The sequence below is a fragment of the Paracoccus panacisoli genome, from assembly GCF_042435015.1.
Lineage (GTDB): Bacteria > Pseudomonadota > Alphaproteobacteria > Rhodobacterales > Rhodobacteraceae > Paracoccus > Paracoccus panacisoli.
The window spans coordinates 1-23,218 of the sequence record NZ_JBHMQU010000012.1; the positions used below are offsets into that span (position 1 = coordinate 1).

The window sequence follows — 23,218 nt, forward strand, 5'->3', positions numbered from 1 at the left end:
GGCGCCGGCCTCGGGCGTCGCCGCGGGGGCGGTCGCAGCCGGGGTGGCCTCGGCGGCCGCGGCAGCATCGCTCGCAGCTTCGGCGGCCGAGTCGGCGGCGGCTTCGGCGGCCTTGGCCGCGTCGGTCGCGGTCGCCGCGGCATCCTTGGCAGCCTCGGTCGCGGTCGCGGTGGCGTCCTTGGCGGCTTCGGTCGCGGCCTCGGTCGCGGCGGCGGTGGCGGCGTCGGTCACGGCTTCGGCCGCGGCGGGTGCGGGCGGCACCACGACCGGGGCGGTCGTCGTCGCATCGGTCGCGGTCTGCGCCAGTGCGGCGAGTGGCGCGACGGCCAGCAGTGCGGCCAGGACGGCGGTTGAGGTTCGAGCCATGTCTGTTCCTTTCAGGGCAGGGCACTGTCAGCGCGAAAGACGCTGGCCGCGCTGGTAACACGCCGGATCGGGACTGTCAGGGGTCGCGCAGTCACCTTTGTGTAGAGCCGGCGGCGACCCGCGCGGGGCAGGGGGGTGCTGCGTAGGGTGGCGTCCCATCGCGCCTTTGACCCGGGCCAGAACGGTCCACCGCCGCCTCGCAACCCCTTGTCATGGAAAGGGGGATGCGGCGCGAGTGCTGCATCCCCCTCGTCCCCTGTAGGACTTGGCCGTTTCTGCGCGTGACGTTAGTCGCAAGCCACTCGCCCGTCAATGCGCCCGAAGGCCCCGCGAACGGCCGGTTTCGCCCCGCGACAACGTGCCGCCGGCGCCATCCGGCGCGGCCTTGTCAGCGGCTCGGCGACCCTCCCTTCCCGCGCCGCGCGGCACGGAAAAAAGCCGCGCCCGAAGGCGCGGCCAGTGGGTACGGAGGAAGCATCGGACCCTCGCCCGTCAACGATCCGACAGGGACACTCTGGCACCAAGTCGTTAATTTTGTATTGTTGTCCCGCGCGCCCCGTTGCGGCGCACCCGACCCGCTGCACGAAGGCCGCCCCCGTGACCCACCCGACGCCCCAAGACCCGACCGCCCGTCCGGACACGCCCGATGCCGCGGCAGACCGCGCCCCCGAGGCCGCGCCCCAGACCCCGCCGCCGCTGCCGGGGCGCGCACCCGACACCCCCCCGCCGCTTCCGACGTCCGCCGACCCGGCGCCCGCGCCGCCGCCCGCCCCCCACCCGGTCGTCGATTTCGATGCCGGCCTCGTCTTCGTCGGCGGCGGCGGCCCGGACTACGCCACGCCGCAGTCGCTGATCCTGAAATACGCCAACCGCCACGGGCTGATCGCGGGCGCCACCGGCACCGGCAAGACCGTCACGCTCCAGACCCTCGCCGAGGCGATGTCGCTCGCCGGCGTCCCGGTGGTGCTGGCCGATGTCAAGGGCGACCTCGCCGGCATGGCGGCCCCGGGCGGCACCGATCCCAAACTGCTCGCCCCCTTTGCCGAGCGCGCCGCCCGAATCGGCGCGCCGCTCGACTATCGCGCCTTCCCGGTCACCTTCTGGGACGTGTGGGGCGAAAAGGGCCACCCGGTCCGCACCACCCCGGCCGAGATGGGGCCGCTGCTTCTCGCCCGCCTCATGGGCCTGACCGACGTGCAGGAGGGGGTGCTGAACATCGCCTTCCGCGTCGCCGACGAAGAGGGGCTGGCGCTCGCCGACCTCAAGGACCTGCAATCCATGCTGGTCTGGGTCGGCGAGAACGCCAAGGAGCTGAGCCTGCGCTACGGCAACGTCGCCACCGCCTCGGTCGGCGCGATCCAGCGCGCGCTCTTGGTGCTGGAACAGCAGGGCGGCGACCGGCTTTTCGGGGAACCGGCGCTGGAACTCGCGGACCTGATGCGCACCGACGCCTCGGGCAAGGGGATGGTCAACATCCTCGCCGCCGAGCGGCTGATGAACGCCCCGCAGCTCTACGCGACCTTCCTGCTGTGGCTGCTGTCGGAACTCTTCGAGCAGCTGCCCGAGGTGGGTGACCCCGACCGCCCGCGCCTCGCCTTCTTCTTCGACGAGGCGCATCTGCTGTTCGACGGCGCCCCCCCGGCGCTCGTCGCCAAGGTCGAGCAGGTGGCGCGGCTCATCCGCTCCAAGGGGGTGAGCGTCTGGTTCATCACCCAGAACCCGGCCGACCTGCCCGATTCGGTGCTGGGCCAGCTCGGCAACCGCGCCCAGCACGCGCTGCGCGCCTTCACCGCCAAGGACCAGAAGGCGCTGCGCCAGGCGGCCGAGAACTACCGCGCCAACCCCGCCTTCGACACCGCCGACGCGATCCAGCACGTCGGCACGGGCGAGGCGGTGACCTCGTTCCTGGGCGCCAAGGGCGCGCCGGGGGTGGTCGAGCGCACGCTGGTCCGCCCGCCGCTGTCGCAGCTTGGCCCGATCCCCGACGCCGACCGGGACCGGATCATCCAGCTGTCGCCGCTGGGGCTGAAATACGCGACCCCGGTGGACCGCGAGAGCGCGTTCGAGCTGCTCGCCCAGCGGACCGCCGCCGCGGCCGAGGAAGCCGCCGCCGCCCAGCGGCGCGCGGCCGACGCGAGCCTCTTCGAGATGCGCAAGTCCGACGGCTACCGCCCCGGCCGGACCAGCACCGGCATCCAGATCGGGCCGCCCGCCACCCCGGCGCGGCGGGGCGATTCGATCGCCGAAGCCTTCGGCAAGAGCGTGGTCCGCACCATCGGCACCCAGGCCGGGCGCGAGATCGTGCGCGGCGTGCTCGGGACGCTGTTTCGGGGCCGCTGATCGGGGGCTGACCGCCCGAACCTCAGGGCAGGGCGCGCAGCGGCGCGGCGGCGGGCAGAAGCCGCGATTCCGCCAGCACCGCGATCATCAGCAGCACGTGCTGGTGCAGGTCATACTCGGCCGCGCCCTCCTGCCGGGCGGCGTTCATCCGGTCCTCCTCCGCCCGCAGCCGGGGCAGGGCATGACCAGGCGCGGGCAGCGTCTCGCTGCGCAAGAGCCGGCGCAGGTCGCGCTCGCGCCGCCAGCGGGCCTGCCCGGCGACCGCGGCCCGCACCAGCGCGGCGGGACGGCGCAGCGGCTGGCGGACCGGCTGGGCGGGAAAGGTCAGGATGTTCGACATCAGGCTCATTGGAACTCTCCGGTCCGAGGGCTGTTGTGTGCTTTGTGCTCTCCCCTGGGTTGTTGTTGCGCAACCAGCGCAAGCAGCGCGCGACGTGGTTAACTCTCTTTAGGGAATCTTAGCGCTTCATGACCGAACTGTTCGGGGACCTGTCTTTTTCGACAGGGCGGACACCCAGGGCCGGCTGGCCCAAGGACATGAGGGGAAGCTTTGAGATGATGATTCTGACGGGCGATCTTTCCGCAGCCGCTGCCGTGACGCCCGAGGGCGAACCGGCCGCGGTCGCACAGCCCGCCGCGGCTGCGGCCGTCGCGGCCGATGACCTGCCCGAGGACGCCCGGCTCTACCTGCGTCACGTCGAGGGGGGCGAGACGATCCGGGCGCTGGCGCGCGAGGCGGGGTGCCACGCCTCGACCATCCTGCGCCGCATCCGCCGGTTCGAGACGCGCCGCGACGACCCGCTGATCGACCGGGCGGTGGACCCCGGCGCCCGGGCGACCGCGGGCAGCGCCGAGCCGGCCGAGCTGCGCCGGGTGCTGCGCCGGCTGGCCGAGCCGGGGGCGGTGCTGGCGGTGGCCGAGGGGATGGACAAGGCGATCGTCACCCGCTCGGATATCCGCACGGCGGTGCTCGACCGCAGCCTGGCCGAATATCTCGCGCTGCGCGGCTGGGTGGCGCTGGTGGGGCAGGGGCGGATCACCCGCCACGCGCTGACCCCCGCGGGCCGGGCGGCGCTCAAGGCACTGGTCGCGGGGCGGTTCCCCGGCCTGCCGCAGGCGGGGGTGCTGACCCCGGCCGACGCCGAGGCGGTCGGCGCCCCCGACCGGCCGGGTCTGGCCGAGGCCGCCGCCCCCTTCGACATGGGCCCTGCGGCGGCGCAGCGGCACCGGATCTACGAGGACCGCACCCTCGATGACCCCGAGACGGGCGGCCCCCGCCGGATGCGGGTCAACATCGCGGAAAGCCCCCTGCTGGTGCTCGCCCGCCGCCGCGACGCCAACGGCCAGCCGTTCCTCGACCCCGGCATGGTCCGCGCGGGCGAGCGGCTGCGCGAGGATTTCGAGCTGGCGCAGATGGGGCCGCGGGTGACCCAGAACTGGGACGGGTTCCTGACCGCCGGCTGTGCGGCCGCGGTGCCGGCCGGCGGCAACCTCGGCGGCGGGTCCGAGACCGCCCGCAGCCGCGTGGCCGAAGCGCTGCGCGACCTCGGGCCCGGCATGGGCGACCTGGTGCTGCGGGTCTGCTGCTTTCTCGAAGGGATCGAGCTGACCGAGCGGCGGCTCGGCTGGTCGGCGCGCTCGGGCAAGGTGGTGCTGCGCCTCGCGCTGATGCGCCTCGAGCGGCACTACCGCGAGCGCTACGGCGCTGGCAGCCCGCTGATCGGGTGAGGCGCGGCGGTCGCGCAGAGGCGCAGACATCCGGCCGGGTCCGCGACGGCCGTGGCCTCACGCAAGCCCGACCGCAGGCTCCTCATCCGCCCCGGCAACGAAAAGGGCCCGGCCGATCCCCCGGCCGGGCCCTTTCCTGTCATGCGCCGCATGGCGCGCTCAGCGCATCGCCGATCAGGCCGCCTGCTGCTGCTTGTGGGTGCGCAGATAGGCCAGCACCGTCTCGGGCGACGATTCGCCATAGGGGTCCTCGGCGTGGTTGTCGCAGCGCCCCGGCTCTTCGAACAGCTTCTCGACCACGCCGTCGGCGATCACCGCGGCATAGCGCCACGAGCGGCAGCCGAACCCGAGGTTGTCCTTGCGCACCAGCATCCCGACCCGCTCGGTGAACTCGCCCGACCCGTCCGGGATCACCTGGACGTTCTTCAGCCCCTGGGCCTTCGCCCACTGGTTCATCACGAAGCTGTCGTTGACCGACAGGCAGTAGATCGCGTCGATCCCCAGCTCGGCCATCTCGGCCGCCGCCGCCTCGAACCCCGGCAGCTGGTAGGTCGAGCAGGTCGGCGTGAACGCGCCCGGCAGCGAGAACAGCACCACGCGCTTGCCCTTGAAGTAGTCGTCGGTCGTCACCGCTTCCCAGCGGAACGGGTTCGGCCCGCCGACCGCCTCGTCGCGCACGCGGGTCTGGAACGTCACCTGGGGCAGTTTGTCGCCGGCTTTCATCGCATCGTCCTTTCCATCGTCTGCCGCATTCGCAACACCAGATGCTGCGATGCAGAAATCCAGTCCCGTATCTGGCAAGCGGTTGCCGGTTGATCAACCCCTTGCGAGGGTTTACCTCGGGTCAGACCCGCTTCCGCAGCGCCCGTCCCGAGGGGGCCCCTCATGCCGACCGTTCCGCCCGTCCTGCCCGCCGCCGGCGTCCCCGACGCCCCCGCCACGCCGCCCGTCCTGCGCCATCCCGAAAAGGCCCACCGCCCCGATCAGGCGCAACCCAAGAAGCCCGCCTGGATCCGCGTCAAGGCGCCGACCACGCAGGGCTACAAGGACACCCGCGACATCCTGCGCGAGAACCGCCTCTCGACCGTCTGCGAGGAGGCCGGCTGCCCCAACGTCGGCGAATGCTGGTCGCAGGGCCACGCCACCATGATGATCATGGGCGAGATCTGCACCCGCGGCTGCTCGTTCTGCAACGTCATCACCGGCAAGCCCCAGGCGCTGGATGTGTTCGAACCGGGACGGGTCGCGCACGCCGTCGCCAAGCTCGGCCTCAACCACGTCGTGCTGACCTCGGTCGACCGCGACGACCTCGACGACGGCGGGGCCGAGCATTTCGCCCAGACCATCCGCGCCATCCGTCACCGCTCGCCCGAGGCGACCATCGAGGTGCTGACGCCCGACTTCCTGAAATGCGGCCCCGCCGCGCTGGAAACCGTGGTCGCGGCCCGCCCCGACGTCTTCAACCACAACCTCGAGACGGTGCCCGGCCTCTATCCCACCGTCCGGCCGGGGGCGCGCTACTTCCACTCGCTGCGGCTCTTGCAGCGGGTGAAGGAGCTCGACCCCGCCATGTTCACAAAGTCCGGCATCATGGTGGGCCTGGGCGAGGACCGGCAGGGGGTGCTGCAGGTCATGGACGACATGCGCGCCGCCGACATCGACTTCCTCACCATCGGCCAGTACCTGCAGCCGACCCCCAAGCACCACCGCGTGGACCGCTTCGTCACGCCCGAGGAGTTCGCGGGCTACGAGAAAGCCGCCTACGGCAAGGGGTTCCTGATGGTGTCGGCCACCCCGCTCACCCGGTCGTCCTATCACGCCGGCGACGACTTCGCCCGGCTCCGCGCCGCCCGGGCCGCCCGCCTCGCCGGCGGCTGAGCCGCACGCCACCGCGCTTGCGCGCCGCGGCCCGCGCGGCTATCTGGAACCGGCGTTGCCCGAGTGGCGGAATGGTAGACGCAGCGGATTCAAAATCCGCCATCCGCAAGGATATGTCGGTTCGAGTCCGACCTCGGGTACCACGAGAAAAGCCCCCGCCGGACCTCGGCGGGGGCTTCTTTCTCGCCCCGATATCCATCGGCCGCGCCACCCCGCGGGGTCACTCCGCCGCGGTCACCATCGGATTGTTCGGGTGCTGCGTCCAGTTCCGCTGCCCGCCTGCGACCTGGCCGGTGCGCGCATCGACCTCGCCCGGCGCCAGCTCGCGCATGGTGATGCAGTCCTCGACCGGGCACACGTCCACGCAGAGGTTGCAGGCCACGCACTCCTCCTCCTTCACGCGGAACACCCGGCCCGGGTCGATGGCGATCGCCTGGTGGCTGGTGTCCTCGCAGGCCGCATAGCAGCGCCCGCACGAGATGCACTTGTCCTGATCGATCACCGCCTTGGTGATGTAGTCGAGGTTCAGGTACTGCCAGTCGGTGACGTTCGGCACCGCCCGCCCGATCAGGTCCGACAGCGCCATCTCGCGCGCGTCGAGGTAGTCGCGCAGGCCCGAGATCATCTCCTGCACCACCTTGAACCCATAGGTCATGGCGGCCGTGCAGACCTGCACGTTGCCCGCGCCCAGGGCGAGGAACTCGGCGGCGTCACGCCAGGTCGTGACGCCGCCGATCCCCGAGATCGGCAGACCGCGCGTCTCGGGGTTCCGGGCGATTTCGGCCACCATGTTCAGCGCGATGGGCTTGACCGCCGGGCCGCAATAGCCGCCATGCGACCCCTTGCCGTCGATGGTGGGCTGGGGCGCGAACAGGTCCAGATCGACCGAGGTGATCGAGTTGACCGTGTTGATCAGGCTCACCGCATCTGCCCCGCCGCGCTTCGCGGCCTCGGCGGGCTTCCTCACATCGGTGATGTTGGGCGTCAGCTTGACGATGCAGGGCATCCGCGAGTGCTGCTTGACCCAGCGCGTCACCATCTCGATGTATTCCGGCACCTGGCCCACGGCCGAGCCCATGCCGCGCTCGGCCATGCCGTGCGGGCAGCCGAAGTTCAACTCGACCCCGTCCGCGCCGGTGTCCTCGATCCGCGCCAGGATCGACTTCCACGATTCCTCGTCGCAGGGCACCATGAGCGAGATCACCAGCGCCCGGTCGGGATAGTCCCGCTTGACCGACTTGATCTCGTCGAGGTTCACCTGCAACGGCCGGTCGGTGATCAGCTCGATGTTGTTGAGCCCCAGCACCCGCCGGTCGGCGCCGTGGATGACGCCGTAGCGCGGCCCGTTGACGTTGACGACGGGCGGCCCGTCGAGGCCCAGCGTCTTCCACACCACCCCGCCCCAGCCGGCCTGAAAGGCGCGGCGGACGTTGTATTCCTTGTCGGTGGGCGGCGCCGAGGCGAGCCAGAACGGGTTGGGCGAACGGATGCCCACGAAGTCGCTGCGAAGGTCAGCCATCGCCTCAGCCCCTCATGTCGGGCGCATCGACCGGGGCAGGGGGCGTTGCCCCGCCGGTCAGATGCGCGTGGATGTCCTCGGCCGCGTCGCGCCCCTGCGCGACGGCCGTCACGGTCAGGTCCTCGCCGCCCGCGGCGCAGTCGCCGCCCGCCCAGACGCCGGCGCGGCTGGTCCGGCCCGGCCCGGTCACTGCGATCTTGCCGCCGTCCAGCGCCAGCCCGTCGGGGACGCCCGCGAGTTTCTGGCCGATCGCCGTCAGCACCATGTCGGCGGGGACCGACACCGTCTCGCCGGTGTTCAGCATCCCGCCATCGGGCAGGTCCTCGGTCCGCCCCAGCACTACGCCGCCATCCCCGGCCCGCGCCGCGACCACATTGGTCATCAGCCGCACGCCCGAGGTCACCGCGTGGTCCTGTTCATGCCCCGAGGCCCCCATCCGGTCCTGCCCGCGCCGATAGGCGATGGTCACCGTCTCGGCACCCAGCAGCTTCGCCTGCACCGCCGCATCGACGGCGGTCATGCCGCCGCCGATGACCAGCACGTCGCGCCCGACCGGCAGGGTCGCAAGATCCGCCGCCTGCCGCAGCTCGGCGATGAACTCGACCGCGTCACGCTGCCCCGGGGCCTCGATCCCCAGCGCGTTGACGCCCCCGAGCCCCATGCCGAGGAACACCGCGTCATATTCGGCGGCGAGCGTCGCGAGCGTCACCGCCTCGCCCAGCACCTCGCCGGTGCGCAGCTCGATCCCGCCGATCCGCATCAGCCACTCGACCTCGGCGGCGGCGAACCCGTCCACCGCCTTGTAGCTGGCGATGCCGTATTCGTTCAGCCCGCCGGGCTTGGGGCGGGCCTCGAAGACCACCACCTCGTGCCCCTTGGCGGCCAGCCGGTGCGCGCAGGACAACCCCGCCGGCCCGGCGCCCACCACCGCGATGCGCTTGCCCGTGGGGGCGGCGCGGCGGAACGGGTGGCCCTCGCCCAGCACGATCCCGTCGGTCGCATAGCGCTGCAAAGCGCCGATCTCGACCGGGCGGCCCTCGGCCTCCATCCGCACGCAGGCGCCCTCGCACAGCGTCTCGGTCGGGCAGACCCGGGCGCACATCCCGCCGAAGATGTTGTCGTGCAGGATGGTCATCCCCGCCGCATCCGGCGTGCCGGTGGCGATCTGGCGGATGAACAGCGGGATGTCGATGCCGGTGGGGCAGGCGGTGATGCAGGGCGCATCGTGGCAGAAATAGCAGCGATCGGCGGCGACGCGCGCCTCGTGATCGTCGAGCGGCGGGGCGACGTCGGCGAAGTTGGCCGCGTAATCCCCGGGCGCGAGACGCCCCGGCACGATGCCCGGCGTCATCCTGGTCGTGGTCATGAGACCTCCCTGAAGCTGGCCGTTGTGCTGGCTCTTGTCCGTCAAGGCTGACACAGGTCGGAATTTTATCAAGAGGTAAAATTATGGCGGCCGTGTGCGGGGCAAGGGGGGGGCCTTGGCGACTGGAAGTGGCGCGGGCGAACGCTGTGTTGCGCGCCGAACGTTCGCATGAACTGTGCATGAACATCGCACGAACGTTGCATGAACCCTGCATGGGTTGTGCATGATGCCGGGTTGCGACAGTCAGGGAAAATCAATGCGTTGCACACGCAACATCAAGCGCCATGTGAACTTTCGCCACCACCCACCGCCGGCAGAGTCAGCCGCGCCGCCAGCCCGCCCTCCGCGGCGCGCGAAAGCGTCAGCCGTCCGCCATGCAGCGCCGCGAGATCGGCGACGATGGCAAGCCCCAGCCCGGCCCCCGGCGGCCCCGCCTCATCCAGCCGCCCGCCGCGGCTGAGTGCCGCGGCATGATCCGTCTCGGCCATCCCGGGCCCGTCATCACTGACCGCGAGAACCACCTCCAGCCCGTCGATCTCCACCTCGACGCGGACTGAAGAGCGGGCGTATTTGACAGCGTTTTCAATCAGGTTGCCGACCATTTCCTCGAGGTCCTGCCGCTCGCCCGCGAACCGCACGCCGGGCGCGCAGTCCACCTTCACGCGCAGTCCCCGCGCCTCGGCCGGGCGCCGCAGGACCAGCAGGATGTCCTCGATCACCGCCGCCACCGGCGTCGCTTGCCCCAGCAGCCGCGGCACCCCGGCGCTGCGCGCCCGCCGCAGGTGCCAGCCGATCTGCCGGTCCATCCGCGCGATCAGCGCCTGCCCCGGATGGTCAGGCGCGACGCTGTTCGCCAGCGCCGCCATCGGCGTCCTGAGCGAGTGCGCGAGGTTGCCCAGATGATCCCGCGCCCGCCCGATGACCGAGCGGTTCGCGTCCAGAAGCTCGTTGATTTCCAAGGCGATAGGCCGCAATTCCTTGACCGGGGGCAGGGGCAGCGCCTCCGCCCTCCCGGCCCGGATCGCCCGGATCTCACGCCCCATCGCGTCCAGCGCCCGCAGCCCCAGCGTCACCTGCGCCACGCTCGCCGCCGCCAGCCCCAGCCCCAGCACCGCCAGCGCCAGCGCCAGCGGTCGCAGCACCCGCGCCAGCGCCGCGTCGATCTCGTCCTGCGGCGCCGTGACGGTCACCGAAAGCGGCCCGTCGAGCCCCGGCAGCGTGAATGCCCGCCGCATCACCCTGAGCCCTTCGCCCTCTGGCCCCAGCCCCGCGCCGCCGCTGAAAAATCCTTGCGGCGGTTGAAGATAGAGGTCAAGCAGCGACCCGGCCCGCGCGATCACCGCGCCGTCCGGCCCCTGCAACTGCCACGCCCAGAGCGACAGAGGCATCTCGAGCCGCGGATCGGTCGGGGGTCGGGCGAGCGTCACGCGGCCCGCCGCGTCGACCTCGGTCCCGGCGATCACCGTCTCGGCGATTGCGGCGGCCTCGGCGTCGAAGCGGTCGGTGACGAAGCCCGTCAGCACCCCGCCGATCACCCACCACGCGCCCAGTAGCGCCAGCGTCAGCCACAGCGCCGCCGCCGCCAGCAGCCGGGCGCGGATGGAATCGCTGAGCCATCTCATGAGGTTGCGCCGGAAACGAGAACGTAGCCCTCGCCGCGCCGGGTCTCGATCAGCCCGTCGCCGATTTTGCGGCGCAGGCGGCCGATGACCACCTCGATCGACTTGAAGTCCCGGTCGCTGCCCGCGTCATAGAGATGCTCTGAAAGCTCGGTCCGGCTGACCACGCGCCCCGGGTGGTGCATCAGATAGCCGAGGATGCGCGTCTCGAAGGCGGTCAGCCGCAGCGCCACCCCGTCGCGAGTGATCAGTCCGAGCTGGGTGTCGAAGCTCAGCGGCCCCGCGGTCAGCACCGCCCGCGCGTGCCCCGCGGCGCGCCGCACCAGCGTCTGGGCGCGCAGCACCACCTCGTCGAGGCGGAAGGGCTTCACCGCATAGTCGTCGGCCCCAGCGCGGAAGCCCGCGACCTTGTCGGTCCAGTCACCGCGCGCGGTCAGGATCAGCACCGGCATCGCCACCCCCGCCGCCCGCCAGCGCGTGAGCACCTCGATCCCCGGCAGGCCCGGCAGCCCGAGATCGAGGATGGCGACGTCGTAAGCCTCGGTCGCGCCGAGGAATTCCCCCTCGGCGCCGTCGTGGGCGAGGTCGGCGACGAAGCCCCCCTCGCGCATCGCGGCAGCGATCTGGTCAGCCAGCAGCGGGTCATCCTCGACGATCAGGCAGCGCATCAGTCGTCCTTCTTGCGGGAGGGTTTGGGCTTTTGGCGCGCGGCGGTCAGGTCGGCGCCCGCGACCTCGACGAAGCGGCCGCTCACCGCGTCCATGCGGATGTCGAGCACCGCCCGCGCGGGCGTCAGCAGACGCAGCCGGTAGATCAGGTTCGTGCCCTGCGCCCGCTCGGCCGGTCGCGCGGGCACGAGGTCGATCGCCAGCACCCGGCCGTCGAACCGCGCCTGCGCCCGCCGCACCGCCTTGTGGCGCGGCAGCAGGTCGTCCATCGCCACCGCGAACTCGTCGGGCAGGGGGGGCAGGGGGCGCGCTGAGGCATGGGCCGGAGGGCGCGGGGCGTCCGGGGCGCGCAGCCGCTCCAGGGCGCCGAGCCCGAAGAGGACCGCCCCGAGGATGAGGCCAATGACGATCAGCCGCCGCATGGGATCCTGTAGTAGGGCGAACCCAAACGAAAGGGAAACGGTCCGTTGGCGGTTCGTTCGGCCAGCGTGGGGTAAAGAGGCGACATCCGGGGTGGCGACAGCTGCCTCGCGACGCACCTATGAAAGGGATTTGAGATGATTCGGATGCTTCGGACCTCGGCTGCGACGGTGGCCGCGACGTCGATCCTCGCGCTGCCGCTGATGGCGCAGACCGCGCCGGTGGTGACCGCGCCTGTCGCGCCGCCGCCGGCGGTGACCGCGCCCGCCACCCCGGCGGTCACTGCTCCCGCCACCCCGGCCGCGCCTGCCGTGACGGCACCGGCCCAGGGCGGGCTGCCGGCCGCGCTGACGGCGCTGGGGATCACCGACGCCACCGCGACCGCGGGCCGCAAGGGCGGGCAGCGCGTCGAGGGCACGCTGCCGGGCGGCGGCGCGTTCCAGGCGATGGTCGATCCCGCGGGGGCGCTGCGGATGATCCGCACGACCGACAACGCGGCGCTGCCGGCCCCCGTGGCCCAGGCGCTGATCCCCGAGGCGGTGCGCAATGCGCCGATCTTCGCCGAGTTTGCTCGCGTCGAAGGCATGGCCCAGGGCGACGAGGGGGTGATGGTGTTCGGCGCCGACGCGGCGGGCGAACCGCTTCGCGCAGGATTCGCCACCGACGGGACGCTGCAGCGCTTCGGTCGGGGCGAGATGGAGGGTCGCAAGCACGGCAAGGGCGACCACGGCCGCAAGGATGGCGACCGGAAAGACCGCGGCAAGGGCCACGGGAAAGAGATGCACGGCAAGGAGATGCGCGGTGACGGAACCGGCCCGCGCGGGATGCGGCCGTCCGGGATGGACGGCGCGGGTCAGCAAGGCGCGGGCCAGCCGGCGCCGCTGGACGATGCAGCGGTCAACCGGGTGCTGACCGAGGGCGGCTATACCGCCGTCGGCGCCATCACCCGTAACGGACCGCGCGTCGAGGCCGAGGCGACCAACCCCGAGGGCGAGGCGGTGACGGTCACCATCAACCCGCGCGGGGTCGTGGTGCGCGAAATCGCCCGCTGAGCCGTACGTCAGACGATCGAGGGCCGTCCCATCCGGGGCGGCCCTTTTTCATCCTGATTTCAGTCGAGATAGCCGGCGAGGCCCGAAAGATCGTATCCGGCACGGGCCGCGGTCTCGAGGATCTCGGCCCGCGGTCGCCGCCCCGACTGGCTCAGCGCCCAAGCGCTGGCCGACCGGGTGCCGGAGCGACAATAGGCGAGGATCTTGTCGCCGGGTTCGGCGCCTTGCTCGGCCTCGTCGATCAGGTTGCCCAGCCGCTCCGCGAGCGCCGGGGTGAGCCCGCCGGGCTCGATGGGCAGGTAATGGAATGCCAGCCCGGCGGCCTCAGCAGCCTCGGCCATCCGGGCGCTCTGCAGCGCTGCCTCGATCTCGCCGTCGGGCCGGTTGTCGATCAGCGTCGTGAAGCCTTCGTCCGCCAGCCGCAGCAGGTCGGCGATGTCGATCTGGGGGGCGACGAAGATCGTGTCGGTCAGGCGGCGCAGATCCACGGTGGGCCTTTCTTTGTCGTCCTCGCGGATGGCGAGGTTGGCGCTACAGCGAGGTCACTGTGGCAAACCGTGCAAGGGTTTGGCAACCTTGGTCTGCGGAGCGTAGCATCTCGGTCGAAGGGCGAGACGCGACGCTGTCCGCCGATCGCGGCACATCTGTATCTTACATAATACGGATTATGATCCTTTTTGCGTATCCACGTCGATTGTGTGGAAATGGACCTGGCAACACCGGCACAGACTGAATGTCTGTCACCAGCGCGATGCAATGAGCGCTCACGCTCAGGATCAGGCAGTTGTGTTGACACCCGCGCACTTCTCTTCCGAGGTCCGAAGAGCCATGCTTCATTTAGCAGCGTCCAACAGCGAAGGCGATGACTGCCGACACTTGCCGCCCCCCTGCCCTCCATCCTAAAGCCTTCGCGCAGCGCGCTCGGGCTTGATGAAAAAATCGGGGCGCTTTGGGGGCACAAAGGGGCGGCGATGAACATCCTCATTCTCGGCGGCGGGGGCCGCGAACACGCGCTCGCCTGGGCGTTCCGGCAGAACCCGAAATGCGACCGGCTGATCGTGGCGCCGGGGAACGCCGGGATCGCCGCCATCGCCCGCTGCGCGGCGCTCGAGATCACCGACGGCGCCGCCGTGGTCGGGTTCTGCGAAGAGCAGGCCATCGACCTCGTGGTGATCGGCCCCGAGGCGCCGCTGGCCAATGGCGTCGCCGACAGCCTCCGCGCCGCGGGTATCGCGGTCTTCGGCCCCTCGCGCGAGGCCGCGCGGCTCGAGGCGTCGAAGGCCTTCACCAAGGAAATCTGCGACGCCTGCGGGGCCCCGACCGCGGGCTGGGCGCGCTTCACCGACGCGGACGCCGCCCGCGCCCATGTGACCGCGCGCGGCGCCCCGATCGTCGTCAAGGCCGACGGGCTCGCGGGCGGCAAGGGCGTGACCGTGGCGATGACCGAGGCCGAGGCCCTGACCGCCATCGACGCGGCCTTCGCCGGGGCCTTCGGCGACGCCGGGACCGAGCTCGTCATCGAGGAGTTCATGGCGGGCGAGGAGGCGAGCTTCTTCGTCCTCTGCGACGGCGCGACCTGCCTGCCGATCGGCACCGCGCAGGACCACAAGCGCGTGGGCGAGGGCGACACCGGGCCCAACACCGGCGGCATGGGGGCCTATTCCCCTGCCCCGGTCCTGACCGAGGCGCTGCAGGCGCAGGTGATGGCCGAGATCGTGCAGCCCACCATCGCAGAGATGGCGCGGCGCGGCACGCCCTTCCAGGGGGTGCTTTATGCCGGGCTGATGATCGAGGGCGGCCAAGCGCGGCTCGTCGAATACAACGTCCGCTTCGGCGACCCCGAGTGCCAGGTGCTGATGATGCGGCTCGGCGCGCAGGCGCTCGACCTCGTGCACGCCTGCGCCGAGGGGCGGCTGGCCGAGATGACCGTGAACTGGGCCGACGACCACGCGCTGACCGTGGTGCTGGCTGCCGAGGGCTACCCCGGCGACACCCGCAAGGGCAGCGTCATCGGCGGGCTGGAGGGCCTGCCCGAGACCGCGACGCAGATGCTGTTTCACGCCGGCACCGCCGCGCAGGAGGGCCGGGTCGTCGCCAACGGCGGCCGGGTGCTGAACGCGACGGGCCGCGGCGCCACGCTGGCCGAGGCGCAGGCGCGCGCCTATGCGCTCGCCGATGCGGTGGACTGGCCCGAGGGGTTCTATCGCCGCGACATCGGCTGGCGGGCGCTCTGACGGGCAGCCGCCGCGCCCGGCGACCGCGGTCGGCTTGCCAGCTGAGCGCGGCGCGGACGGCTCAGACCGAGGTGTACATCCCCTCATAGACCGGCTGCAGCGTGTCCAATTCGAAGAGCGAGGACACCGAGGTGCCGTTCCAGATCGACATGATCGCCTGCGCAAACAGCGGCGCGGTCGGGACGATGCGGATGTTGCGGGCGGTCTTGACCGGCTCGGGCTGGCCGATCGAGTCGGTGATGACCAGCGACTTCATCACCGAGGTCTCGATCCGCTCGACCGCCGGACCCGACAGCACGCCGTGGGTGATGTAGGCGTGAACCTCGCGCGCGCCGTGGTCGACGAGCAGCTGCGCGGCCTTCACCAGCGTGCCGGCGGTGTCGCAGATGTCGTCCACGATGATGCAGGTCTTGCCCGTGACCTCGCCGATCACCGTCATGTCGGCGATCTCGCCCGCCTTCTCGCGGCGCTTGTCCACAATCGCCATCGGCGCGTTGATCCGCGTGGCGATCTCGCGCGCCCGCGCCACCCCGCCCACGTCCGGTGAGACCACCATCAGGTCGTCCGACCGGCCCTTGAACTGGTGGAGGATATCGAGCGCAAACACCGGCGCCGCATAGAGATTGTCCACCGGGATGTCGAAGAACCCCTGGATCTGGGCGGCGTGCAGGTCGAGCGTCAGGATGCGGTCCACGCCCGCCTCGGTCAGCAGGTTCGCCACCAGCTTGGCCGAGATGGGGGTGCGCGCCTTGGCCCGGCGGTCCTGCCGCGCGTAGCCGAAATAGGGGATGACCGCGGTGATCCGGTTGGCCGACGACCGGCGCAGCGCGTCGGCCATGATCAGCAGCTCCATCAGGTTGTCGTTGGCCGGGTTCGAGGTCGGCTGGATGATGTACATGTCCTCGCCGCGGACGTTCTCGTAGACCTCGACGAAGATTTCCTGGTCGTTGAACCGCTCGACCCGCGCATCGACCAAGGCCACGTTCATCCCCCGGTGCATCGACATCCGCCGGGCGATGGCGGTGGCGAGCGGGCGGTTGGCGTTGCCGGCGATCAGCTTGGGTTCGGTCATGGCGGGCATGGGGTTTCCTCGGGCGCAGGACGTGAGGGGGCGGGAATCGCCCGATTGCGCCCCGATTAGCACCGCGCTAGCGTCTCGGCAAACCGGCGAGAGGGGGCCCGGCGCATGGCCGCGATCGACTATTACTTCAGCACCATCAGCCCCTGGGCCTATCTGGCCGGCGACCGGCTGGAACAGATCGCCGCGCGGCACGGGGCCAGCATCACCTATCGGCCGCTCGACCTGATGCAGCTCTTCGACCGCACCGGGGGGCAGCGGCCGCAGGACCGCCACCCGGCGCGGCTCGCCTATCGCAATCAGGACCTGCCGCGGGTGGCGGCGCATCTGGGGATGCCGATCCGGCTGGATGTGCCGATGACCAACATGGCGCCCTCGTCCTACGCGGTGATCGCCGCGCAGGAGGGCGGCGCGGACGTGGGCTCGTTGGTGCAGGGGATCCTCGCCGCCCGCTTCGTCGAGGGGCGCGACGTGGCCGACGACGCGGTGATCCGCGACGTGCTGGCGGCGACCGGGCATGATCCGGGGATCGCCGACCGCGGGCTGTTCACCGGGGCCGAGATCTACGGCCGGAACCTCGAGCGGGCGGTGGCCGCGGGGGTGTTCGGCTCGCCCTTCTACATCGTCGCCGAGAGCGGCGAGATGTTCTGGGGGCAGGACCGGCTCGACTACCTCGACCGGCATCTGGCGGCGCTGTGACGCTGTTCCATCCGAAGGGCGCGCAGCGCGGGACCGCGGCGTGACGGCGGGCCTGCGGCATTTCCCGGGGGACCCCGCGCGCCCGGCGCTGGCGCTGCACTGCATGATGGGCAGCGCGGCGTCCTGGGGCGCGGTGGTCGAGCGGCTGGGAGGGCGGATCGACTTGAGCGCGCCGGACCTGCCGCTGCACGGTCGCGGCCCGGCGTGGCAGGCGGGCGGCGAGAGCTTTGCCGATGCCACGCTCAGACTGGCCCGGCCGCTGGCCGAGACGCTTGCGGCGCGAGCGGGGGACGGACGGATCGACCTGATCGGGCACAGTTTCGGCGCCGTGGCCGCGCTGCGGCTGGCGCATCACGCGCCCGCGCGGGTGCGCAGCCTGACGCTGATCGAGCCGGTGCTGTTCGCCGCCCTGCCCGCCCCGGAGCGCGACCCCGACGGGCTGTTACCCCGGCTCGCGCAGCTCGAGGCCGCCGGCGACCGGGCGGCATCGACGGCGGCCTTCCTGCGCTACTGGAACGGACCCGACCTGAGCGCCCTGCCCGCCCCGGCGCAGGACCAGATGGTGGCGCAGATGGCGGGGGTGCTCGACACCATGGGCGACCTCTACGACGACCGCGGCGGCATCCTCGCGCCGGGCGGGCTCGAGGGGCTCGACGTGCCGGTGATGCTGATCCGCGGCGCGGCGTCGGCGCCGGTGATGGCGCCGATCCTCGAGGCGCTGGCGGCGCGGCTGCCGGACGTGGGCGTGGCGGTGGTGCCGGGCGCGGGGCACATGGTGCCGCTCACGCATCTGGCCGAGGTGGCGGGGCTGGTCGCGGTCAACCTCGACCGGGCCTGAGGCCGTCAGTCCGGCTCGAACTCGTCCACGTGCTCGGCCGGGCCGATGGCGAGCCAGCGGGCGCGGACCCGCGCCACGCGCGTCTCGCCCCAGGTGCGGAACACGATCTCGAACCCCTCGGGCGTGACGGCCTCGGCCGCGACGTCGGCGCGCTGGGTGGTGTTGACCGCGATGTCCCACATCGACAGCCCCACATGGATCACCGGCGGGCCGAGGAAGGGGTCGGGGAAGGTCACCCGCAGCCGCTCGACCCGCGGGCCGTTGTCCGTCCACATCGGACCGCCGTCCTCGAAGGCCGAGAACAGCACCTCGTCGCCCTGCTGGACGCCCACGGCGGTATGGCTGAAGCGCAGCACGGGGTCGGCATCCGTCGTTGGGGCGGGTACGACGATCGTATGACAAAGGCCCCCACCCTGGCTACAGGGAGAGGGCCTTGATTTTCATTAAAGATGTCGGGCGAACCCGACGCGGGATCAGTCGGGGACGGTGGACTGGTTCGGGTCCAGCCCGATGTGCGTCCCCATCGCCTCCATGTCGCCCAGAAGCTTGGCGGCAGCGGCCACGACCTCGTCGCCGACCGTCTCGCGCCGGCTTTCGGCCGACTTGTGCGCGCGGCGGGCGTCGCGGACCATCTCGTTGTAGATGGCCTGGGTCATCTCGGCCCGCGGGTGGCCGCGCTCGGCCAGCAGGCTGACGGACTCGCCGTTGATCTCGACGAAGCCGCCGGTGACGGCGAACTCGGTCGCCTGTCCCTGCGCGTCGATCACCGTGACCATGCCGGGGCGCAGCGTGACGATGGCGGGCGCGTGGCCCGGCATCGCCGTCAGGTCGCCGTCGGTGCCCGGCAGGCGAACCTCGCGCACCGGAACGGAGACGAGGCTCCGCTCGGGCGAGACGAGGTCGAACTGCATCGTGTCGGCCATGGTGCCCCCTTACGCCGCGTCCGCGGCGAGACGCTGGGCCTTGGCCTTCACCTCTTCGATGCCGCCGACCATGTAGAAGGCCGCTTCCGGCAGGTGGTCGTACTCACCCGCCACGACCGCCTTGAAGGACGAGATGGTGTCCTCGAGCGGGACCTGCACCCCGTCCGAACCGGTGAAGACCTTGGCCACGTCGAAGGGCTGCGACAGGAAGCGCTGGATCTTGCGCGCCCGGGCCACCGTCAGCTTGTCCTCTTCGGACAGTTCGTCCATCCCGAGGATGGCGATGATGTCCTGCAGCGACTTGTACTTCTGCAGGATGCCCTGGACGTCGCGGGCCACCGCATAGTGCTCTTCGCCGACCACGGCCGGGTCGAGGATCCGGCTGTTGGAGTCGAGCGGGTCCACGGCCGGGTAGATGCCGAGTTCCGAGATCGCCCGCGACAGCACCGTGGTGGCGTCGAGGTGGGCGAAGGTGGTGGCCGGCGCCGGGTCGGTGAGGTCGTCGGCCGGCACGTAGACGGCCTGGATCGACGTGATCGAGCCGTTCTTGGTCGAGGTGATGCGTTCCTGCATCGCGCCCATGTCGGTCGCCAGCGTCGGCTGGTAGCCCACGGCGGACGGGATGCGGCCCAGAAGCGCCGACACTTCCGAACCCGCCTGGGTGAAGCGGAAGATGTTGTCGACGAAGAACAGAACGTCGGTCCCGGTCGCGTCACGGAACTGCTCGGCCAGCGTCAGGCCGGTCAGCGCCACGCGCATCCGCGCCCCCGGAGGCTCGTTCATCTGGCCGTAGACCAGTGCCACCTGCGATTCCGCGAGGTTGTCTTCCTTGATGACGCCCGATTCCACCATCTCGTGGTAGAGGTCGTTGCCCTCGCGCGTCCGCTCACCCACGCCGGCGAACACGGAGTAGCCCGAGTGCACCTTGGCGATGTTGTTGATGAGCTCCATGATCAGCACGGTCTTGCCCACGCCGGCGCCGCCGAAGAGGCCGATCTTGCCGCCCTTCGAGTAGGGCGCGAGCAGGTCGATGACCTTGATGCCGGTCACGAGGATTTCCGAGCTGGTCGCCTGGGCGGCGAACTCGGGCGCCGGCTGGTGGATGGCGCGGGTCTCGGTCGCGGTGACCGGGCCGCGGTCGTCCACAGGCTCGCCCACGACGTTGAGGATGCGCCCCAGCGTCGCGTCGCCGACCGGGACCGAGATCGGCCCGCCGGTGTCGCGCACGTCGGCGCCGCGCACGAGACCTTCGGTCGCGTCCATGGCGATGGCGCGGACGGTGTTCTCGCCCAGGTGCTGGGCCACTTCCAGCACCAGCTTCTTGCCGTTGTTCTCGGTTTCCAGCGCGTTCAGAATCGCCGGCAGCGCGCCGTCGAACTGCACGTCCACGACGGCGCCGATGACCTGCGTGATCTTGCCCGTAGCTGCCATGTATCTACCCCTGCGTTACGGTCAGAGCGCCTCGGCGCCCGAAATGATTTCAATGAGTTCCTTGGTGATCGCGGCCTGACGCGAGCGGTTGTACTCGGTCGTGAGGCGGTCGATCATGTCGCCGGCGTTGCGCGTCGCGTTGTCCATCGCGGTCATCCGCGCGCCCTGCTCGGACGCGGCGTTTTCCAGCAGCGCGGCGAACACCTGGGTGGCGACGGACCGCGGCAGCAGGTCGGTCAGGATCGCCTCTTCGCCCGGCTCGTAGTCATAAAACGCGCTGGCGCCGCCGACGTCCGCACCCTCCTCGACCACCGCGGGGATGATCTGGCGGGCGGTCGGAACCTGGCTGATCACCGACTCGAAGCGGTTGTAGAACAGCGTCGCCACGTCGAAGTCGCCTGCGTCGAAGCGGTCGAGGATCTCGGCCGCGATCTCACGCGCGTTGGCGTAGCCCACGGACTTGACCTCGGACAGGTCGACATGGTGGACGAAGCGCCCGCCATGTTCGCGCTTGAGCTGCTCGCGGGCCTTCTTGCCCACGGTCATGATGGCGACCTGCTTGCCCTGGCCCAGCAGCTCTTCGGCGCGCTGGCGGGCCAGCTTGACGATCGAGCTGTTGAAACCCCCGGCCAGACCCCGCTCGGAGGTCAGCACCACCAGAAGGTGGCGCTGGTCCGAGCCGGTCCCGGCGAGCAGCCGCGGCGCGCCCTCGGCGCCCGAGGCCGCCGAGGTCAGCCCCGCCATCACCGCGCTCATGCGGTCGGCATAGGGGCGCGCGGCCTCGGCCGCCTCTTGCGCGCGGCGCAGCTTGGCGGCGGCGACCATCTGCATCGCCTTGGTGATCTTGCGCGTGTTCTTGACGCTGCCGATCCGGTTCTTGAGAGCCTTGAGGCTGGGCATCCTCCCCTCCTCAGGCCGCGGTCTTGGCGTAGGCGTCCAGCACCGCTTTCAGCCGCGCCTCGGCCTCGCCCTTGAGCTTCGGGTCCTCGCGCGTCAGCCAGTCGAGCACGTCGGCGTGCTGGTTGCGCATGAACTGCAGGAGCCCGGCTTCCCACTTGCCGACCTCGCGCACCGGGACGTTGTCCAGGTAGCCCTTGGTGCCGGCATAGATGACCGCCACGATCTCGGCGTTGGTCAGCGGCGAGTACTGCGGCTGCTTCATCAGCTCGGTCAGGCGCGCGCCGCGGTTCAGCAGCTTCTGCGTCGCCGCGTCGAGGTCCGAGCCGAACTGGGCGAAGGCCGCCATCTCGCGGTACTGCGCCAGCTCGAGCTTGACCGGGCCCGCGACCGATTTCATCGCGTTGGTCTGCGCGGCCGAGCCCACCCGGCTGACCGAGAGGCCGGTGTTCACCGCCGGGCGGATGCCCTGGAAGAACAGGTCGGTCTCGAGGAAGATCTGGCCGTCGGTGATCGAGATCACGTTGGTCGGGATATAGGCCGACACGTCGCCCGCCTGCGTCTCGATGATCGGCAGCGCGGTCAGCGAGCCGCCGCCATGCTCTTCGTTCAGCTTGGCCGAACGCTCGAGCAGGCGCGAGTGCAGGTAGAACACGTCGCCCGGATAGGCCTCGCGCCCCGGCGGACGGCGCAGCAGCAGCGACATCTGGCGGTAGGCCACGGCCTGCTTCGAGAGGTCGTCATAGATGATCAGCGCATCCATGCCGTTGTCGCGGAAGTATTCGCCCATCGCGGTGGCCGAATAGGGCGCGAGATACTGCATCGGCGCGGGGTCCGAGGCAGTCGCGGCGACGACGGTGGTATAGGCCATCGCGCCGGTCTCTTCGAGCTTCTTGACCAGCTGCGCCACGGTCGAGCGCTTCTGCCCCACGGCGACGTAGATGCAGTAGAGGGTGCGGTGCCCCTCTTTGAAGTTGTAGTTCTGCTGGTTCAGGATGGTGTCGAGCGCGATCGCGGTCTTGCCGGTCTGGCGGTCGCCGATGATCAGCTCGCGCTGGCCGCGGCCGACGGGGATCATCGCGTCCACCGACTTGAGGCCGGTCGCCATCGGCTGGTGCACCGACTTGCGCGGCATGATGCCCGGCGCCTTGACGTCGGCGCGGCGCATCTCGGCGCCCTCGAGCGGGCCCTTGCCGTCGATCGGGTTGCCGAGCGCGTCCACCACGCGGCCGAGCAGCGGCTTGCCGGTCGGCACTTCCACGATCGAGCGGGTGCGCTTGACGGTGTCGCCTTCCTTGATCGAGCGGTCGTCGCCAAAGATCACGATGCCGACGTTGTCGGTTTCAAGGTTGAGAACCATGCCGCGGATGCCGCCGGGGAACTCGACCATCTCGCCGGCCTGAACCTTGTCCAGACCGTGGACGCGCGCGATGCCGTCGCCCACCGACAGCACCTGGCCGACTTCGGCCACCTCGGCATCCTGGCCGAAATTCTTGATCTGATCCTTGAGGATCGCCGAAATCTCGGCTGCCTGGATTCCCATTATCCGACCTCTTTCATGACATTCTGCAGGGAAGCGAGCTTCGAGCGGATCGAGCTGTCGATCATCTGCGAGCCCAGCTTGACAATCATTCCGCCGATCAGCCCTTCGTCGACGCGAGTGTCGAGCTTGACCGTCTTGCCCGACTTCGCGGCGAGCGTCTCGGTCAGGCGGCGCGCCTGTTCGGCGTTGAGCGGCGCGGCCGAGACGACCTCGGCGGTGACCTCGCCCCGCGCCTCGGCGATCAGCGCCGACAGCCGCGCGACGAGCTGCGGCAGGGCGAAGAGGCGGCGGTTCTGGGCCATCAGGCGCAGCGTGTTGGCCAGCACCGGCGAGAGGCCCATGCGCGACGCGACGGCGCCGATCGCGGCCTCCTGCTCGCCGCGCGAGATCAGCGGCGAGTTGATCAGCGTGCGCAGGTCGGCACTGTCCTTGAGCGCGGCGCCGAGGCTCTCGACCTGCCCGGCGAGCGCATCGACGGCGCCCTCCTCGCGGACCAGGTCGAACACGGCTTGCGCGTAACGCCCGGCGATATTGGCGGAAATCGAAGCGTTGTTGGCCACGGACACCCCTTTGGCTTGCGCGAAGCCCCGCAGGCCGGGCCGGCGTGGGCCGGTCAGTC

At 70.9% G+C, this 23,218-nt stretch carries 23 protein-coding genes and 1 tRNA gene; 8 read left to right on the forward strand and 16 right to left on the reverse strand.

Annotated elements, in window-relative coordinates:
- Positions 1-366: hypothetical protein (locus ACFHYO_RS03110; protein ID WP_394318314.1), on the reverse strand; the 366-nt coding region annotated here is incomplete at its 3' end.
- An 849-nt stretch (positions 367-1,215) separates the two neighbouring features.
- On the opposite strand from ACFHYO_RS03110, the gene ACFHYO_RS03115 reads away from it, so the two are divergent.
- Positions 1,216-2,706 carry a helicase HerA-like domain-containing protein gene (locus ACFHYO_RS03115; protein ID WP_394318408.1) on the forward strand — a complete coding sequence of 497 codons (1,491 nt, stop codon included), beginning with the start codon at positions 1,216-1,218 and terminating at the stop codon, positions 2,704-2,706.
- 22 nt (positions 2,707-2,728) lie between these two features.
- Here ACFHYO_RS03115 and ACFHYO_RS03120 read toward each other — a convergent pair whose 3' ends face one another.
- Positions 2,729-3,055 carry a DUF6477 family protein gene (locus ACFHYO_RS03120; protein WP_052171991.1) on the reverse strand — a complete coding sequence of 109 codons (327 nt, stop codon included), beginning with the start codon at positions 3,053-3,055 and terminating at the stop codon, positions 2,729-2,731.
- 206 nt (positions 3,056-3,261) lie between these two features.
- Between ACFHYO_RS03120 and ACFHYO_RS03125 the strand changes: the two genes are divergently transcribed.
- Complete coding sequence (locus tag ACFHYO_RS03125) at positions 3,262-4,434, forward strand: DUF6456 domain-containing protein (RefSeq protein WP_036704324.1); 1,173 nt, start codon at positions 3,262-3,264, stop codon at positions 4,432-4,434.
- A gap of 174 nt (positions 4,435-4,608) precedes the next feature.
- Here ACFHYO_RS03125 and ACFHYO_RS03130 read toward each other — a convergent pair whose 3' ends face one another.
- Positions 4,609-5,157 (reverse strand): peroxiredoxin, encoded by a 549-nt coding sequence (locus tag ACFHYO_RS03130; protein WP_036704323.1) that lies wholly within the window; start codon positions 5,155-5,157, stop codon positions 4,609-4,611.
- Between the two features lie 162 nt (positions 5,158-5,319).
- Here ACFHYO_RS03130 and lipA point away from each other — a divergent pair, with 162 nt between their 5' ends.
- Together lipA and ACFHYO_RS03140 are read left to right on the forward strand one after the other, a co-directional pair.
- A complete protein-coding gene (gene lipA, locus ACFHYO_RS03135; protein ID WP_394318317.1) occupies positions 5,320-6,312 on the forward strand; it encodes a lipoyl synthase in 993 nt (330 codons plus the stop codon).
- 57 nt (positions 6,313-6,369) lie between these two features.
- Positions 6,370-6,455, forward strand: a tRNA-Leu gene (locus ACFHYO_RS03140).
- Between the two features lie 77 nt (positions 6,456-6,532).
- On the opposite strand, the gene preA is transcribed toward ACFHYO_RS03140, so the two are convergent.
- The 5 genes from preA to ACFHYO_RS03165 all read right to left on the reverse strand — a co-directional run bounded on the left by preA (position 6,533) and on the right by ACFHYO_RS03165 (position 11,906).
- Positions 6,533-7,831, reverse strand: coding sequence for an NAD-dependent dihydropyrimidine dehydrogenase subunit PreA (gene preA / locus ACFHYO_RS03145; protein ID WP_036704321.1), 1,299 nt, complete (start codon positions 7,829-7,831; stop codon positions 6,533-6,535).
- Positions 7,832-7,835: 4 nt separating this feature from the next.
- Positions 7,836-9,197, reverse strand: coding sequence for an NAD(P)-dependent oxidoreductase (locus tag ACFHYO_RS03150; RefSeq protein ID WP_394318319.1), 1,362 nt, complete (start codon positions 9,195-9,197; stop codon positions 7,836-7,838).
- Positions 9,198-9,472: 275 nt separating this feature from the next.
- Positions 9,473-10,819 (reverse strand): sensor histidine kinase, encoded by a 1,347-nt coding sequence (locus ACFHYO_RS03155; protein WP_394318321.1) that lies wholly within the window; start codon positions 10,817-10,819, stop codon positions 9,473-9,475.
- Positions 10,816-11,484 (reverse strand): response regulator transcription factor, encoded by a 669-nt coding sequence (locus ACFHYO_RS03160; RefSeq protein WP_394318323.1) that lies wholly within the window; start codon positions 11,482-11,484, stop codon positions 10,816-10,818. The genes ACFHYO_RS03155 and ACFHYO_RS03160 overlap by 4 nt, the downstream gene beginning before the upstream one ends.
- Entirely contained in the window at positions 11,484-11,906 is a 423-nt protein-coding gene (locus ACFHYO_RS03165; protein WP_036734323.1) for a PepSY domain-containing protein, read from the reverse strand. Before ACFHYO_RS03165 ends, ACFHYO_RS03160 begins: the two co-directional genes overlap by 1 nt.
- Before the next feature lie 135 nt (positions 11,907-12,041).
- On the opposite strand from ACFHYO_RS03165, the gene ACFHYO_RS03170 reads away from it, so the two are divergent.
- Entirely contained in the window at positions 12,042-12,956 is a 915-nt protein-coding gene (locus tag ACFHYO_RS03170; protein ID WP_394318325.1) for a hypothetical protein, read from the forward strand.
- A gap of 59 nt (positions 12,957-13,015) precedes the next feature.
- Here ACFHYO_RS03170 and ACFHYO_RS03175 read toward each other — a convergent pair whose 3' ends face one another.
- Entirely contained in the window at positions 13,016-13,444 is a 429-nt protein-coding gene (locus ACFHYO_RS03175) for a protein tyrosine phosphatase family protein (RefSeq protein WP_394318327.1), read from the reverse strand.
- 483 nt (positions 13,445-13,927) lie between these two features.
- Here ACFHYO_RS03175 and purD point away from each other — a divergent pair, with 483 nt between their 5' ends.
- Positions 13,928-15,190 (forward strand): phosphoribosylamine--glycine ligase, encoded by a 1,263-nt coding sequence (gene purD / locus ACFHYO_RS03180; protein WP_394318329.1) that lies wholly within the window; start codon positions 13,928-13,930, stop codon positions 15,188-15,190.
- A 61-nt stretch (positions 15,191-15,251) separates the two neighbouring features.
- On the opposite strand, the gene ACFHYO_RS03185 is transcribed toward purD, so the two are convergent.
- A complete protein-coding gene (locus tag ACFHYO_RS03185; protein WP_036701343.1) occupies positions 15,252-16,271 on the reverse strand; it encodes a ribose-phosphate pyrophosphokinase in 1,020 nt (339 codons plus the stop codon).
- A gap of 105 nt (positions 16,272-16,376) precedes the next feature.
- Here ACFHYO_RS03185 and ACFHYO_RS03190 point away from each other — a divergent pair, with 105 nt between their 5' ends.
- Positions 16,377-16,967: a 2-hydroxychromene-2-carboxylate isomerase gene (locus ACFHYO_RS03190; protein ID WP_394318331.1), complete on the forward strand. Its 591-nt coding sequence runs from the start codon at positions 16,377-16,379 to the stop codon at positions 16,965-16,967.
- Between the two features lie 40 nt (positions 16,968-17,007).
- Complete coding sequence (locus ACFHYO_RS03195) at positions 17,008-17,805, forward strand: alpha/beta fold hydrolase (RefSeq protein WP_394318333.1); 798 nt, start codon at positions 17,008-17,010, stop codon at positions 17,803-17,805.
- A gap of 5 nt (positions 17,806-17,810) precedes the next feature.
- On the opposite strand, the gene ACFHYO_RS03200 is transcribed toward ACFHYO_RS03195, so the two are convergent.
- The 6 genes from ACFHYO_RS03200 to ACFHYO_RS03225 all read right to left on the reverse strand — a co-directional run bounded on the left by ACFHYO_RS03200 (position 17,811) and on the right by ACFHYO_RS03225 (position 23,159).
- Positions 17,811-18,161: an H-type lectin domain-containing protein gene (locus ACFHYO_RS03200; protein ID WP_394318335.1), complete on the reverse strand. Its 351-nt coding sequence runs from the start codon at positions 18,159-18,161 to the stop codon at positions 17,811-17,813.
- Between the two features lie 117 nt (positions 18,162-18,278).
- Positions 18,279-18,728, reverse strand: a complete 450-nt coding sequence (locus tag ACFHYO_RS03205) for a F0F1 ATP synthase subunit epsilon (protein WP_036701337.1) — start codon at positions 18,726-18,728, stop codon at positions 18,279-18,281.
- 9 nt (positions 18,729-18,737) lie between these two features.
- Positions 18,738-20,159 (reverse strand): F0F1 ATP synthase subunit beta, encoded by a 1,422-nt coding sequence (gene atpD, locus ACFHYO_RS03210; RefSeq protein ID WP_036701335.1) that lies wholly within the window; start codon positions 20,157-20,159, stop codon positions 18,738-18,740.
- Positions 20,160-20,180: 21 nt separating this feature from the next.
- Positions 20,181-21,059, reverse strand: a complete 879-nt coding sequence (locus tag ACFHYO_RS03215) for a F0F1 ATP synthase subunit gamma (RefSeq protein WP_394318338.1) — start codon at positions 21,057-21,059, stop codon at positions 20,181-20,183.
- A 10-nt stretch (positions 21,060-21,069) separates the two neighbouring features.
- The gene (atpA, locus tag ACFHYO_RS03220; RefSeq protein ID WP_036701330.1) at positions 21,070-22,599 is read right to left on the reverse strand and encodes a F0F1 ATP synthase subunit alpha; all 1,530 of its coding nucleotides are present in this window, start codon (positions 22,597-22,599) and stop codon (positions 21,070-21,072) included.
- A complete protein-coding gene (locus ACFHYO_RS03225; protein ID WP_394318340.1) occupies positions 22,599-23,159 on the reverse strand; it encodes a F0F1 ATP synthase subunit delta in 561 nt (186 codons plus the stop codon). The genes atpA and ACFHYO_RS03225 overlap by 1 nt, the downstream gene beginning before the upstream one ends.
- Positions 23,160-23,218 lie beyond the last annotated feature (59 nt).

Coding starts and splice junctions, on each gene's coding strand:
- ACFHYO_RS03125 (WP_036704324.1), top strand. CDS start 3,262: ATGATGATTCTGACGGGCGATCTTTCCGCAGCCGCTGCCGTGACGCCC.
- ACFHYO_RS03120 (WP_052171991.1), bottom strand. CDS start 3,055: ATGAGCCTGATGTCGAACATCCTGACCTTTCCCGCCCAGCCGGTCCGC.
- ACFHYO_RS03155 (WP_394318321.1), bottom strand. CDS start 10,819: ATGAGATGGCTCAGCGATTCCATCCGCGCCCGGCTGCTGGCGGCGGCG.
- ACFHYO_RS03215 (WP_394318338.1), bottom strand. CDS start 21,059: ATGCCCAGCCTCAAGGCTCTCAAGAACCGGATCGGCAGCGTCAAGAAC.
- ACFHYO_RS03150 (WP_394318319.1), bottom strand. CDS start 9,197: ATGACCACGACCAGGATGACGCCGGGCATCGTGCCGGGGCGTCTCGCG.
- atpD (WP_036701335.1), bottom strand. CDS start 20,159: ATGGCAGCTACGGGCAAGATCACGCAGGTCATCGGCGCCGTCGTGGAC.
- ACFHYO_RS03185 (WP_036701343.1), bottom strand. CDS start 16,271: ATGCCCGCCATGACCGAACCCAAGCTGATCGCCGGCAACGCCAACCGC.
- atpA (WP_036701330.1), bottom strand. CDS start 22,599: ATGGGAATCCAGGCAGCCGAGATTTCGGCGATCCTCAAGGATCAGATC.
- ACFHYO_RS03205 (WP_036701337.1), bottom strand. CDS start 18,728: ATGGCCGACACGATGCAGTTCGACCTCGTCTCGCCCGAGCGGAGCCTC.
- lipA (WP_394318317.1), top strand. CDS start 5,320: ATGCCGACCGTTCCGCCCGTCCTGCCCGCCGCCGGCGTCCCCGACGCC.
- ACFHYO_RS03170 (WP_394318325.1), top strand. CDS start 12,042: ATGATTCGGATGCTTCGGACCTCGGCTGCGACGGTGGCCGCGACGTCG.
- ACFHYO_RS03165 (WP_036734323.1), bottom strand. CDS start 11,906: ATGCGGCGGCTGATCGTCATTGGCCTCATCCTCGGGGCGGTCCTCTTC.
- purD (WP_394318329.1), top strand. CDS start 13,928: ATGAACATCCTCATTCTCGGCGGCGGGGGCCGCGAACACGCGCTCGCC.
- preA (WP_036704321.1), bottom strand. CDS start 7,831: ATGGCTGACCTTCGCAGCGACTTCGTGGGCATCCGTTCGCCCAACCCG.
- ACFHYO_RS03160 (WP_394318323.1), bottom strand. CDS start 11,484: ATGCGCTGCCTGATCGTCGAGGATGACCCGCTGCTGGCTGACCAGATC.
- ACFHYO_RS03190 (WP_394318331.1), top strand. CDS start 16,377: ATGGCCGCGATCGACTATTACTTCAGCACCATCAGCCCCTGGGCCTAT.
- ACFHYO_RS03130 (WP_036704323.1), bottom strand. CDS start 5,157: ATGAAAGCCGGCGACAAACTGCCCCAGGTGACGTTCCAGACCCGCGTG.